This window comes from Rhodococcus sp. NPDC055024 (genome assembly GCF_053608585.1).
Genome location: NZ_JBSGVT010000002.1, coordinates 24,365 through 38,070, shown reverse-complemented (window position 1 = coordinate 38,070; position 13,706 = coordinate 24,365). Strand labels below are relative to the sequence as shown.

Sequence of the window (13,706 nt, the reverse complement as noted above, 5' to 3'; positions counted from 1 at the left end):
CGGCTTGCCTCTTGACTCCCGTAGGGAAGGGACCACTCTCCAGTGTCTGCTCACCAGGTCGATACCGTCACGCACGCATCGGCTGATCCCGATGCCGCTCAGCCGTTCAAGGAGCTCGGTCTCAAGGACGACGAATACGCACGCATCAAGGAGATCCTGGGCCGCCGTCCCACGGACGCCGAACTGGCGATGTACTCGGTGATGTGGAGCGAGCACTGCTCGTACAAGTCCTCGAAGGTTCACCTCGGATACTTCGGCAAAACCACCACCGACGAGATGCGCGCCAACATGCTGGCCGGTATCGGTGAGAACGCCGGCGTCGTCGACATCGGCGACGGCTGGGCAGTCACGTTCAAGGTCGAGAGCCACAACCACCCGTCGTACGTCGAGCCCTACCAGGGTGCGGCAACCGGCGTCGGCGGCATCGTCCGCGACATCATGGCCATGGGTGCGCGCCCGATCGCCGTCATGGATCAGCTGCGTTTCGGCGCTGCTGACGCCCCCGACACTCGTCGCGTCGTCGACGGTGTCGTGCGTGGTGTCGGTGGATACGGAAACTCCCTCGGCCTGCCGAACATCGGCGGCGAGACGGTCTTCGACGAGTCCTACGCAGGCAACCCGCTGGTCAACGCCCTCGCGGCCGGCGTCATGCGTGTCGAGGATCTGCACCTGGCCTTCGCTTCGGGCGCGGGCAACAAGATCATCCTGTTCGGCGCACGCACGGGTCTCGACGGAATCGGCGGCGTTTCGGTCCTCGCGTCGGCAACCTTCGACGACGAGGGTGGAGACACCGGCGGACGTAAGAAGCTGCCCGCGGTTCAGGTCGGCGACCCGTTCACCGAGAAGGTACTCATCGAGTGCTGTCTCGACCTCTACAAGGCCGGCCTCGTTGTCGGCATCCAGGACCTCGGCGGCGCCGGGCTGTCCTGCGCAACCTCCGAGCTGGCTGCAGCCGGCGACGGCGGCATGCACATCAACCTCGAGAAGGTTCCGATGCGCGCCACCGGCATGACCCCGGCCGAGGTGCTCTCGAGCGAATCGCAGGAGCGCATGTGCGCCGTGGTCACGCCCGAGAACGTCGATGCGTTCATGGAGGTCTGCAAGAAGTGGGACGTCCTGGCCACCGACATCGGCGAGGTCACCGACGGTGAGCACCTCACCATCTCCTGGCACGGCGAGACCGTCGTCGACGTTCCCCCGCGCACCGTCGCTCACGAGGGCCCGGTCTACAACCGTCCCGTCGAGCGCCCGGCAAGCCAGGACGCGTTGATCGCGAACACGACGGCAGGGCTTAAGCGCCCCGAGACGGACGAAGAACTCGAAGCAACTCTGCTGAAGATGATCGCTTCGCCTGCTCTGTGCAGCCGCAAGTGGATCACCGAGCAGTACGACCGCTACGTCCGCGGCAACACCGTCCTGGCCGAGAACGCCGACGGCGGCGTCATCCGCATCGACGAGAAGACCGGACGCGGAATCGCGCTGTCCACCGACGCTTCGGGCCGCTACACCGCGCTCGATCCGTACACCGGTGCCCAGCTCGCATTGGCCGAGGCTTTCCGCAACGTGGCAGTCACGGGCGCAACGCCCAAGGCCGTCTCCAACTGCCTCAACTTCGGTTCGCCCGAGGATCCGGGTGTCATGTGGCAGTTCCAGCAGGCTGTTCGCGGCCTCGCCGACGGCTGCGCCACCCTTGGCATCCCCGTCACCGGCGGCAACGTCAGCTTCTACAACCAGACCGGATCCACGGCGATCCTGCCGACGCCGGTGGTTGCCGTCCTCGGTGTGATCGACGACGTTCACCGCCGCATCCCGACGGGCCTCGGACTCGAGCCCGGCGAGACGCTGATCCTGCTCGGCGACACCCACGACGAGTTCGACGGTTCCATCTGGTCGCAGGTCGAGCACGGTCATCTCGGTGGCGTTCCGCCGAAGGTCGACCTCGCCCGTGAGCAGCTGCTCGCGGACATCCTGCTCGCCTCCTCGCGTGACGGACTGGTCACCGCAGCCCACGACCTCTCCGAGGGTGGACTGGCCCAGGCCGTCGTCGAAGCGGCGCTGGCCGGTGAAACCGGTTGCCGGATCCTGATTCCCGAGGGCGCCGATCCGTTCGTCACCCTGTTCTCGGAATCGTCGGGACGCGTCCTCGTTGCTGTTCCGCGCACGGAAGAAACCCGCTTCACGGGTATGTGCACCGCCCGCGGCTTGCCGTGGACGCGTATCGGGGTCGTCGACGAGGGCAGTGACTCCGTCGAGGTCCAGGGGCACTTCTCCGTCACGATGGCCAAGCTCCGTGAGGCCTTCGAGGGAACGCTGCCCGCTCTGTTCGGGTGATAGATGGTCGATTCCGGAGAACTGACTTCTTCTGACAGCCAGCCGCAGGAACACCACCTGCGGCTGGCTGTTCCCGCATCTCTCGAGAAGCTCGACAACCGCTTCACCGAGTGGGCTTGGGGTCTCCTCAAACTCGACTTCACCGGCATCGCCTTTGCCGCGTTCTTCTTCTGCTGGTCGTTGACACCTTCGTTGCTGCCGCGAGATTGGCTGTTCCAAGGTCTGATCGGCGGCATCAACTCGGCCATCGGCTACGGGGTCGGTACCGCGATCGGCTGGGCTGTCGAGCGATACCTGCTCAGCGGGCGACGGTGGTGGCCACTGCCCGAACCGGTGCCGTCCGCGATCAAAGTCTTCGTTCCGGTCGCGTCCATCGTCGCGGCGATCATCATGCTGGTCTACGCGGCCGGGTGGCAACGCGAAATCGCGGCACTGACCGATGCCGAAGGCACGACCACCTCGGGCTACATCCGAACACTCGGACTGAGTCTTCTCATCGGCGGTCTGCTCATCTCGATCTGGCGGGTCCTCCACGATCTGGTGAAACTGATTGCCCGACAGCTGATGCGGCGGTTCCACTGGTCACGGTCGGTGGCCAACGGTGTCGGCGTCCTGGTTGTCACCGTTCTGTTCTTCATGCTGGTCGACGGCGTCCTGGTCCGCGGAATCTATGCAGCGACCAACTCGATCTTCAGTCTGCAGAACTCGACCACTCGCGACGGCGTCGTCGAACCGCAGGATCCGATGAAATCGGGTAGCCCCGAATCTGCTGCTCCCTGGGACACGTTGGGGTTCGAGGGGCGAAACTTCGTCTCGCGCGGACTCGACGCGCAGGAACTCGAAGCGGCAACCGGTAAGCCTGCGATGGATCCGATTCGTGTGTATGCCGGCCTCGAAAGCGCCGAAGATCCCGAAGAGCGCATGGATCTGGTCATCAAAGAACTGGAGAGGACCGGCGCATTCCAGCGCAAGGTTCTCGTGGTCATTCCGACGACGGGTACGGGGTGGGTCAATCCTACTGCGGCGCAGGCAATCGAACTTGTGCACGACGGCGACACTGCTCTTGTCGCCAGCCAGTACTCGTACCTGCCGAGTTGGATCTCGTTCCTCGCCGACCAGGAGAAGGCGCAAGCTGCCGGACGCCTGTTGATCGAGCGGGTGCACGAAAGATGGCTCCAGGAACCGGAAGCCACCAGGCCGAAGTTCATGGTCTACGGCGAGAGCCTCGGCGTCATGGCCGGCGCCGGAGCCTTCGACACACTGCAAGCGGCGCGCGATACCGCCGACGGAATTCTGTGGGTTGGCCCACCGAACGCGACGCAGTTGTGGCGTTCGATCGAGAAGAGGCGCGATCCCGGCACCCCCGAAGTAGCGCCCGTATACGCGGACGGCCTGGCCGGCGTACGGTTCGCGGATCGCTCCGAAGACATTCCGACCGACGGGATGACGTGGCCGGAGCCGCGAGTTCTGTTTGTCCAGCACCCTTCCGATCCGGTGGTGTGGTGGTCGCCCGACCTGATGTTCAATCGTCCCGAGTGGCTCAAGGAAGTACCGGGATTCGACCGCTCACCGTCGATGAAGTGGTTCCCGGTCGTGACGTTCTGGCAGGTGTCCGCCGACCTCGGCAACGCCGCGGGAGTTCCGGACGGTCATGGTCACAATTACGGAACCTCCGTTCTGGACGCCTGGATCAGCGTTGCCCAGCCCGAGGGATGGACGGCCGCAGAAACCGAGCGGGTGCGATCGGCTTTGGTTGTCGCCGTGAAATCCGAGGGCCCGGAGAAGTGAGGGGAGCAGCCTCGATCGCGCTCTCCGCCGCCGCGATCACGTGGAGCAACGTCGTGCTTCCGGCATTCGGTCTTTCGGCTCGCACTCGCGCCGTGGTCAACACCGCGGCCGGTCTGTCGGCCATCGGCGTCCTACTCGCACGTGGTTACACCCGCGAGGAACTCGGTTTGGCGCACACCGGAATTCGTGGTGGTGCTCAGTTCGGCGGAGCCGCGGCCGGCGCAGTACTTACGGGTTACAGCGTCGCTTTGGCCGTTCCCTCCTTGCGTGCGACTCTCGCTGCCGACGAGCGAGCAGACGGCCGCGAAGACTTCCTCGAATGGATCGTCCTGCACATCCCGTTCGGCACGGTGCTCTCCGAGGAACTGTTGTTCCGTAGCGCGATGTCCGCGGTCTGGAACCGTGAACTGAACAGGCCGACCGCGCAGGCCGTTCACGCACTGACCTTCGGGCTGTGGCACGTCGCCCCCGCCCGCGGCGCCGGCGACAACGTTCCCGCAGCAGTGGCGTTCACCGGTGCGTCGGCATTGCTGTTCGAGTGGCTGCACCGCCGCGGCGGCAGCGTGCTTGCCCCCGCCCTGCTCCACCTGGCCACGAATGCCGGTGGCGCACTTGCCGTTCGTATTGCTACTCGCAGACAGGGAGTGAACTGATGCCGCCCCGCCGCGCCGTCGACCCCGCCGAATTTCGTGCCGCCGTCCTGGCCGTCGGCCCGTGGCTTCGAGATCCGGAACTGCCGAAGCCTTCGCGCAGTGAACTCGGTGCGGCAGTGAAGATGAGTGCGCGCACTCTCGAGCAGATCGCCCCCGGATCGAGCGTCGAGGTGCGGGTCCCACCGTTTGTTGCGGTGCAGTGCATCGAAGGTCCGCGTCACACCCGCGGAACCCCGCCCAACGTCGTCGAGACCGACGCTCGGACCTGGTTGCAGATGGTCACCGGACTCCTCGAGTTTTCCGAGGCCGCAGGTGACGGCCGAGTCGACGCATCAGGTAGCCGCGCTCCCGAAATAGCGCATTGGCTCCCCCTGCTGCGGTTGGCGTAGTGACAGAGCGGTTGGCGTAGTTACTAGAGACCATCCGGTTCGCTTCGGAGTGATCTGAGGCCCAAGGCTGCCCTCAGGGGAAGCGGGTCCCAAAATGGCCGTAGACTGTGGATGCCCCCCAACCCCTGCCCACAAAGGGAGCGCCCGGTGACTCGTGCCGATCTGTCGGTCAACAGTCCAAATCTCCTCGCTTCGAACCCGTCCGACGAGGACGAGAACGAACCCCGCGAAGAATGCGGTGTATTCGGCGTTTGGGCGCCGGGAGAGGATGTGGCGAAGCTCACTTATTACGGCCTGTACGCACTTCAGCACCGTGGTCAAGAAGCTGCCGGCATTGCGGTAGCCGACGGATCCCAGGTGTTGGTGTTCAAGGATCTCGGCCTGGTCAGCCAGGTATTCGACGAGCAGACCCTCGCAGCGATGCCAGGACATGTCGCCGTCGGACATTGCCGTTATTCGACGACCGGTTCCACGACGTGGGAGAACGCGCAGCCCATCTTCCGTACGACCACTGCCGGTACGGGCATCGCGCTCGGCCACAACGGCAACCTGGTGAACACCGCTGAACTGGCGAGCCGCACCCGTGCGGCCGGCCTGGTCAACGACAAGCGCCCCAATGCCGCGACTTCCGACTCAGACCTCATCGGTGGTCTGCTGGCACACGCTGCCGGCGACAGCACCATCGAACAGGCCGCGATGGAATTGCTCCCCACCTTGGAGGGCGCGTTCTGCCTGACCTTCATGGACGAGCACACGCTGTACGCAGCACGCGATCCGCACGGCATCCGCCCGCTTTGCCTCGGCCGTTTGGATCGCGGTTGGGTAGTCGCCAGCGAGACCGCAGCCCTCGACATCGTGGGTGCGTCGTTCGTCCGCGACATCGAACCCGGTGAGCTGCTCGCGATCGACGCCGACGGCGTTCGCTCCTCGCGTTTCGCGAATCCGACGCCCAAGGGCTGCGTCTTCGAGTACGTCTACCTTGCCCGTCCCGACAGTGTCATCGGTGGCCGTTCTGTCCACTCGACCCGCGTCGAGATCGGCCGTCTGCTCGCCAGCGAGCATCCCGCCGAAGGTGACTTGGTCATCCCCGTTCCCGAGTCCGGCACCCCCGCAGCCGTCGGATACGCACAGGGCTCAGGCATCCCCTACGGCCAGGGTCTGATGAAGAACGCCTACGTCGGACGTACCTTCATCCAGCCGTCGCAGACGATCCGCCAGCTCGGTATCAGGCTCAAGCTCAACCCGCTCAAGGAAGTCATCCGCGGCAAGCGCCTTGTGGTGGTGGACGATTCGATCGTTCGCGGCAACACCCAGCGTGCGCTCATCCGGATGCTCCGCGAAGCCGGCGCTCTCGAAATCCACGTCCGCATCGCCTCGCCGCCGGTCAAGTGGCCTTGTTTCTACGGCATCGACTTCGCCTCACCGGCCGAGTTGATCGCCAATGGAGCGGGCGGACAGGACGCGACTTTCGAGGAAATGCTCGACGGCGTGCGTCGCTCCATCGGAGCGGACACCCTCGGATACATCTCCACCGAAGGCATGATCGCCGCCACCGAGCAGCCGGCCAGCCGTCTGTGCGCCGCGTGCTTCGACGGGACCTACCCGATCGCGCTCCCCAAGGAAACGTCGATCGGCAAGAACGTCCTCGAGGGGATGCTCGAGAGCACCGCAGGTTCGACCGCCACTCGCGACAACGACAACGCGAGCGCGCTCAGCCGCCCCTGAACACCGAAAGCGCTGAACACCGAAAGCGCTGAACACCGAAAGCCTGAAATTCGACAGCCGAGAATCTGCCGTCCACAGCATGTGGGCGGCAGATTTTCTGTTCACGACTTTCTGTTCCACGACGCGATCTGTTCCACGGCACGGCATCCATCGTGAGCATCTGGCATAGTGCCCTCCGTGGCGCAACTGAGAATGGATGGGCACCGGGTACTGGTCGCAGACCTGGTGGGGGACACCATCAAAGCGATCAACGGCTCGATGGTGGCGTACGAGGGTGCGATCACCTTCAAGAACGCCGGTATGGGCGGTGGTGGCGGGCTGCGTGCCGCGCTGAAACAGAAGGCGGCAGGTGAATCACTGTCCCTGATGGAAGTCAGCGGTCAAGGCACCGTCTACTTCGCGGTCGACGCCCAGGACATCACGATTATCGAGCTCGACAACGACGCTTTGCACGTCGAAGCCTCACAATTGCTCGCATTGGTCGGCCAACTGCGAACCGACGTGAAATTTGCCGGTCTCCGCGGCGCAGGTTCAGGACAGGGCTTGTTCACGACGGTCGTCAGCGGCACGGGTCTGGTGGCCGTGCTGTCGAAGGGCGGACCGATCATCGCGCTCGAAGTCAGCCCGCAGTATCCGCTGGTTGCCGATCCCGACGCCTTCGTCGCTCACCGCGGTCAGCTGAACCAGAGCTTCGTCACCGACGTCACCTGGCGCTCCGCGATCGGCGGTGGCAGCGGTGAAGCGTTCTCGCTGCGATTCGACGGATCCGGTGTCGTCTACATCCAGCCCGAGGAGCGCTGACCCATGCCGTTGGAATTGGTGAACAGCAAGGTCGTCAAGTCGACTCTCGCACCGGGACAGAACGTGCTCGCCCGCACCGGGTCGATGCTCTACTACACCGGCGACGTCCGCTTCATCCCGCACAGCATGGGCGGTGGGCCCGGCGCCATGCCGAACATGGGCGGTATCGCCGGGATGGCCGGCCGCATGATGTCCGGCGAACACGCACGCATGATGGCCGCCGAGGGAAACGGTGAGGTTTTCTACGGGCACGCCGGTCTTTACGTCGAGGTCATCCACCTCGACGGTTCCTCGATGCTCACGGTCGAAGCCGACCGGCTCCTCGCACACGACGGTTACCTGCAGAGTTCGATAGTCGCTCTCACGTCGCAGGGCGGTGTGCGCGGAGCGGTACGTGGCGCCATGACCGGTCAAGGCCTGTTCACGACACAGTTGCACGGACAGGGAAGCGTCGCGGTTCTCTCTCACGGGGGCGCGATTCCGTTGCAGGTCGGTCCGAACAATCCTCAGGTCGTCGTCGACCCGCAGGCGTACGTGTGCCACATCGGTCAGATCAACGTCGACATCTCCGCGAACGTCGGTTGGCGCGAGGCCGTCGGCAAGGGCTCGGGGGAGTCCATCCAGCTGAAGATGACCGGCGCCGGCACCGTCTGGGTCCAGGCGTCCGAGCAGAAGTTCTGAGAGGGCACAGAGCATGGGTATCGAAATTCACAATCCGGCAACTCTGCCCGCCAACGACAACGTCCCGGGCAACGATTACGCCTTCTGCGTCGAGATGGCCGGGCAGCCGTGGTTCACGTCCAAGGGCGCGATGATCGCGTACTACGGAAACATCAACTTCGAGCCGCTCGGACGCACGAGTATGACGGCGATCGTCGCGGCCAGGTTCTCTTCGCCGCTCTACGCGGACGACTGGGTGCTCGCCCAGGGACAGGGAAAGTTGATCCTCGGCGACCGCGGATTCAACATCAATTCCTACGACCTCGACGACGGCAACCTCACGATTCGCGCGGCAAATCTCCTCGCCTTCGAGACGAGCCTGGACCTCAAACAGTCCATCGTCCCAGGCTTTTTGACGCTACTGGGGACGGGCAAGTTCCTGGCGTCGTCCAACGGGCCGGTCATGTTCGCGGAGCCGCCGCTGCGTATCGACCCGCAGGCGTTGGTGGGTTGGGCTGACTGCCCGTCACCGTCCCACCACTTCGACGCCGACTGGATGCAGAGCTTCCTGGGCGCGGTTCGCGGAAGCATGTTCGGCGCGAACACCGGCGAAGAACGCCAGTTCGATTTCACCGGAGCCGGGACGGTACTGATCCAGTCGAGCGAGAAGGTCGTCCACGACGGACACCTCCTCAAACACATCGAATCCGAGACCGTCGCACTCGGGCAGAACAGTCTGCGCGCACTGCACGCCTCGATCGGCGCGCGGCTGCAGAACTGACGTCTCGGGGTACGCGAGGTCTCACCGAGGGGGCCGGTCCGGTAGCGTATGGGCGTAATCGTCGGTATTTGTGTGCGCGCTCTGGGTCTCGAGTCGAACGATCCATCTCGCGTCACGAGGATTGCAAACACTTCACATTGCAAGACCACTTACCTGTGCACGAGCAATACGTGCTCGCGAGAAATACAAGGCTGGAGTAGTAACCCGATGACCGAGGACAGTCACCGCACCGCAGGCGCCTCCTACGCGGCAGCAGGAGTCGATATCGCCGCAGGCGACCGGGCGGTGGAACTCTTCGCCCCTCTGGCCAAGAAGGCCAGCCGCCCCGAGGTCATGGGTGGCCTCGGTGGTTTCGCCGGCTTGTTCTCCCTCAAGGGTGACTACAAGGAGCCGCTGCTCGCCGCATCGACCGACGGCGTCGGAACCAAGCTCGCTGTCGCCCAGGCGATGGACAAGCACGACACGGTCGGACTCGACCTCGTCGCCATGGTTGTCGACGACCTCGTCGTCTGTGGCGCTGAGCCGCTGTTCCTCCAGGACTACATCGCCGTCGGCCGGGTCATCCCCGAGCGTGTCGCGGAATTGGTCAGCGGTATCGCCGAGGGCTGCATCCAGGCCGGCTGCGCTCTCCTCGGTGGCGAGACCGCCGAGCACCCCGGCATCATGGCCGACGGTGACTACGACCTCTCCGCCACCGGCGTCGGTGTCGTCGAGGCCGAGAAGCTGCTCGGACCGGACCGCGTTCGCCCCGGCGACGTCGTCATCGCCATGGGTTCGTCGGGACTGCACTCCAACGGTTACTCGCTGGCTCGCAAGGTCCTGCTCGAGATCGACCGGATGAACCTGAGCGCACACGTCGACGAGTTCGGCCGCACGCTCGGTGAGGAACTGCTCGAGCCCACCAAGATCTACGCCAAGGACTGCCTGGCACTCGCTGCCGAGACCGACGTGCGCACCTTCTGCCACGTCACCGGTGGCGGCCTCGCCAACAACCTCGCGCGCGTCATGCCCAAGGGCCTGGTCGCCGAACTCGATCGCGGAACCTGGAGCCCCGCTCCGGTCTTCGCCATGATCGCGCAGCGCGGACGCGTCGAGCGCGCCGAGATGGAGCAGACCTTCAACATGGGCGTCGGCATGGTCGCCGTCGTCGCGCCCGAGGACGTCGACCGCGCGCTGGCCGTCCTCACCGCGCGCCACATCGACTGCTGGACGCTCGGTAGCGTCAAGAAGGCGTCGGACGCCGCTGCAGAGCGTGCGTTCCTGGCCGGAGACCACCCGCGTTTCTGAACCGCAACGTCAACTGCCCCATCGGAGAGATCCGGTGGGGCAGTTTTGTTTCCGCACAAGCAGGCGCGAGGCAGAAAATGGAACGCAAAAATGAGGAAGAGCGATCAGCTCTTCCTCATTTCACAGTCTGCGCGGTGGCAGTGCGCGGTCAACGCCGCCAGTCGTCGTAGTCGTCCTCTCGCGCATGCCCTTCCCTATCGGAAGTCTGGTCCGATCGGACACTGCTCCGATGCGAGTTGGTCGATCCACCTGCGAGCTCTCTTTGCAGGCTGTCGAAATCCGTGGTCGGTACGCTGTATTTCAATTCGCGTGCAACCTTGGTCTGCTTTGCCTTAGCCCGGCCGCGGCCCATGGCTGACCCCCTCGCGCTTTCGCGGGGCGGCCTGGGGAATTTGGCGGCCCCGTTTGAGTGTGTAAGTTTCCTGACACACACTCTAGCGTGGAAAAGTCGCTTCCGCTTCCACGAAGGCCTCACCGCCGTGTCTGATTGCTCTCACTATGGCCGCGAGCTGCCAGGATGCTGAAAGAACTCGTCAGAACTTTGTGAGAACTGCTCAGAAGTTTCCCGGAATTGCGCGAATCGTCCCCACTCGGGCGTCGCCGCCGAAGACCGGAGCCGACGCGAGAGCCGCCAATTCCTCGGTCCACTCCGTGTTCATCCGCTTGAGCAGAGCTGCCGCCAACGGCAGGAGCGCTCGCTCGTGACCGTCGTCGATCTTGAGGGCAAAAGCGGAACCGTCGGGAAGCGCTCCGGCGTAGATGCCGTCGTATCCGGTCTTGGAGAACAGACCCGGCACTGCGGACATCAGACGCTGATCGTTGCGGCCCGTGCCCGAAACGAGGAAGGGGTTCTCGCGGACCGCGTCGGCCACCGCTCGTTCGGGGGAGTCGGGCTCAGCCGAGGGCAGGCGTCCGAATGCCCGAGCCAGGTTCGTGAGCGAGAGCGGGACGATCGGGAGACCACAACCGTCGATGCCGAGTTCCTGCTCTTCCTCGCCGCTGAGATCGAAGATCGTCTCCTGGATCGCGAGCTGCAGGGGATGAGTCGGCTCCATGTACGTCTCTAGCGGCCAGTCGTTCACGACGCACGTCGCGAGCATCGCGGAGTGCTTGCCCGAGCAGGTCATGTAGATGGGGCTGGGAAGCTCACCCGCGGCGATCAGTTCAGCTCGGGCCAGTTCGTTGCCCGGGAGGTCGGACGGGCACTGCAATTGGTCGACACCGAGTTGGTAGCGAGCGAGGAGCGCGGCGACCAGTTCGATGTGATCGGCCTCGCCCGCGTGTGAGGACGACGCGACGGCCAACTCTTCCGGGCTGGTGGGTGCAAAGCCGTTACGAAGCGCAGCGACGGCTTGCAGCGGCTTGTTCGCGGAGCGGGGGTAGATAGGTGTGTGAATTTCCCCGAGTCCGACAACGACCTCGCCGTCGGCGCCGAGAACGACGGCCGATCCGCGGTGCACGCATTCGCGGAATCCGGAGCGGACTACTTCCACCAATTCGATACTCACGAGTGCACCTGCGCTTCTGCTTGTTCGATGAACCTCTGGACACGCGCGGTGACGTTCGGTGCAAGATCGGTGTGTTCTGCGAGCAGCCGTCGAAGCCGCTCGGGGTCCGTTCCGGCGAAGACCTCGCGAACAGTCACTCCGTGATCCGGAACGTGGACTCGGGTGACCGAGTCGCCCGCGGCGATCGTGCCGGTCCGGTTGACGCGAAGATAGGCGCCGACGTCGGTCCGCTCGGTGAATCTTTTGACCCAGCCCTTTTCGGCGGCCCAGATGCCGAAGGTGCCACACGGGACCCGGGGAGCGGTCACTTCGAGTTCGAGAACGTCCGACGCCTCGGCTCCGGTGATGTGCCAACGCTCGCCGATCACGGCGTCCGTGACAAGCATGCCGCTGATGTGGAGATTCTCGCCGAACCATCCGGGGCCGAGAGGTCGGCCCAATTCGTCCGACCAACGCTGGGCTTCGTCGCGCTGATAGGCGTAGACAGCTTGGAAGGCGCCGCCGTGGAACTCGGTGTCGCAGACGTAGTCGCCGCCGAGTCCGAGTCGGCCGACCGCGACGCGGCCGTCGACGGGACGCTTGTCGATCGCGGTTCGCGGGACTCGCCTGACGCCACTGTCACGTTCGGTGTGGAGGACGCAGACCGCGTCGACGGTGCCCGTCACTTTCCGCGCAATCGGTTGACAGCCTCGCGTCCGGCCTGGGGTGCGTCGTCCGCGACGATCGAGTCCGGGTCGATGGACGCGGCGCTGGGTCCGGCCATCAGTTCGGTGTCGACCGGGATGTTGCGCTTGATCAGAGCGAGTGCGATGGGGCCGAGCTCGTGATGATTGACGACGGTCCCGACGCGTCCGACGGCTCGTCCGCCCGCTGTGATCGGGTCACCCGGTTCCGGGACGGCTTCGGCGCTGCCGTCGAGGTGCAACATGACGAGATGGCGCGGGGGCTTGCCGAGATTGTGAACTCGGGCGACGGTTTCCTGGCCGCGGTAGCAGCCCTTGTCGAGGTGGACGGCGCCGTGCTCGGCCGGCCCGCCGATCCAGTGGACCTCGTGCGGGATCGTCCGCTCGTCGGTGTCCAGTCCGAGGCGTGGCCTCGTCGCTTCGACGCGCAGTGCCTCGAAGGCCCAACTTCCGGCGGGCTTCGCGCCGGCATCGGTCAGCTTGGTCCACCACGCCGCCAATTGCTCACGTGGGACGAGGAGATCGAAAGAGTTCTCGGTGGGCCACGGCATGCGGCGGACAAATCCGCCGTCGGCCAACGCGAGAGCGTCGTAGGCCTCGGTGGGTGTCTGAACCTCGAGTGCGGCGAGGACAGTTGACGCTTCAGGTCCGATCAGGCTCAGGACCGCGAATTCGTTGCCGTCTCGGGGTTCGGCCTTGGACCAGAACACCATCTTCTTCAAGAAGGAGAGGAGGTCCGGTCCGCGGTCGGCCTCGGTGTCGATCCAGGTGACACCTGCCAGGTCTGTCTGCACGAAGTGGTGCTCGACGCGTCCGTTGACGTCCAGGCTCAGATTTTCGGCGCTCTTGCCGTCGGGGAGCGCGGCGATGTGCTGGCTCGAAATCGTGTGCAACCAGGTGAGGCGTTCGTCGCCGGGAATGGCGATCACGAATCTGTGACTGCGGTCGACCACCACTGCTGCGCGCTGCGCGGTTCGCTGTTCACCGAGGGGATCGCCGTAGTGCCACGCGACACCGATGTCGGCCGAACCGTCCGGTGCGGTGACCGCGCCGGGGGAAGTCAGAAGTGGGCTGTTGGGCACAAGAGCGTTGTCGACCAC

The 13,706-nt window shown here is 64.8% G+C and carries 13 protein-coding genes; 9 read left to right on the top strand and 4 right to left on the bottom strand.

The features are described from left to right. Window positions 1-42: 42 nt before the first annotated feature. From purL to purM, 9 genes are all read left to right on the top strand, one after another. A complete protein-coding gene (gene purL / locus ACWF6P_RS06610; protein ID WP_452620461.1) occupies window positions 43-2,331 on the top strand; it encodes a phosphoribosylformylglycinamidine synthase subunit PurL in 2,289 nt (762 codons plus the stop codon). Window positions 2,332-2,334: 3 nt separating this feature from the next. After that, entirely contained in the window at window positions 2,335-4,119 is a 1,785-nt protein-coding gene (locus ACWF6P_RS06605) for an alpha/beta hydrolase (RefSeq protein WP_378446598.1), read from the top strand. Further along, window positions 4,116-4,772, top strand: coding sequence for a CPBP family intramembrane glutamic endopeptidase (locus tag ACWF6P_RS06600; protein WP_452620460.1), 657 nt, complete (start codon window positions 4,116-4,118; stop codon window positions 4,770-4,772). Before ACWF6P_RS06605 ends, ACWF6P_RS06600 begins: the two co-directional genes overlap by 4 nt. Continuing rightward, the gene (locus tag ACWF6P_RS06595; RefSeq protein WP_214883455.1) at window positions 4,772-5,161 is read left to right on the top strand and encodes a sterol carrier family protein; all 390 of its coding nucleotides are present in this window, start codon (window positions 4,772-4,774) and stop codon (window positions 5,159-5,161) included. The genes ACWF6P_RS06600 and ACWF6P_RS06595 overlap by 1 nt, the downstream gene beginning before the upstream one ends. A gap of 147 nt (window positions 5,162-5,308) precedes the next feature. After that, window positions 5,309-6,886, top strand: a complete 1,578-nt coding sequence (gene purF, locus ACWF6P_RS06590) for an amidophosphoribosyltransferase (RefSeq protein WP_003940541.1) — start codon at window positions 5,309-5,311, stop codon at window positions 6,884-6,886. Window positions 6,887-7,078: 192 nt separating this feature from the next. After that, the gene (locus tag ACWF6P_RS06585) at window positions 7,079-7,687 is read left to right on the top strand and encodes an AIM24 family protein (RefSeq protein WP_020970622.1); all 609 of its coding nucleotides are present in this window, start codon (window positions 7,079-7,081) and stop codon (window positions 7,685-7,687) included. A 3-nt stretch (window positions 7,688-7,690) separates the two neighbouring features. After that, complete coding sequence (locus ACWF6P_RS06580; RefSeq protein WP_003939918.1) at window positions 7,691-8,368, top strand: AIM24 family protein; 678 nt, start codon at window positions 7,691-7,693, stop codon at window positions 8,366-8,368. A 13-nt stretch (window positions 8,369-8,381) separates the two neighbouring features. Then, window positions 8,382-9,128 (top strand): AIM24 family protein, encoded by a 747-nt coding sequence (locus tag ACWF6P_RS06575; RefSeq protein WP_003939813.1) that lies wholly within the window; start codon window positions 8,382-8,384, stop codon window positions 9,126-9,128. A 207-nt stretch (window positions 9,129-9,335) separates the two neighbouring features. Next, window positions 9,336-10,415, top strand: coding sequence for a phosphoribosylformylglycinamidine cyclo-ligase (gene purM, locus ACWF6P_RS06570; RefSeq protein ID WP_003940225.1), 1,080 nt, complete (start codon window positions 9,336-9,338; stop codon window positions 10,413-10,415). Window positions 10,416-10,563: 148 nt separating this feature from the next. Here the strand turns inward: purM and ACWF6P_RS06565 are convergent, their stop codons facing one another. The 4 genes from ACWF6P_RS06565 to ygfZ form a co-directional block, all read right to left on the bottom strand. Further along, window positions 10,564-10,767 (bottom strand): DUF3073 domain-containing protein, encoded by a 204-nt coding sequence (locus ACWF6P_RS06565; RefSeq protein ID WP_003940337.1) that lies wholly within the window; start codon window positions 10,765-10,767, stop codon window positions 10,564-10,566. A gap of 202 nt (window positions 10,768-10,969) precedes the next feature. After that, window positions 10,970-11,923, bottom strand: coding sequence for an asparaginase (locus ACWF6P_RS06560; protein ID WP_452620459.1), 954 nt, complete (start codon window positions 11,921-11,923; stop codon window positions 10,970-10,972). Beyond that, window positions 11,920-12,588, bottom strand: a complete 669-nt coding sequence (locus tag ACWF6P_RS06555; protein ID WP_378446596.1) for an MOSC domain-containing protein — start codon at window positions 12,586-12,588, stop codon at window positions 11,920-11,922. The genes ACWF6P_RS06560 and ACWF6P_RS06555 overlap by 4 nt, the downstream gene beginning before the upstream one ends. Further along, window positions 12,585-13,706, bottom strand: coding sequence for a CAF17-like 4Fe-4S cluster assembly/insertion protein YgfZ (gene ygfZ / locus ACWF6P_RS06550; protein ID WP_452620458.1), 1,122 nt, complete (start codon window positions 13,704-13,706; stop codon window positions 12,585-12,587). The genes ACWF6P_RS06555 and ygfZ overlap by 4 nt, the downstream gene beginning before the upstream one ends.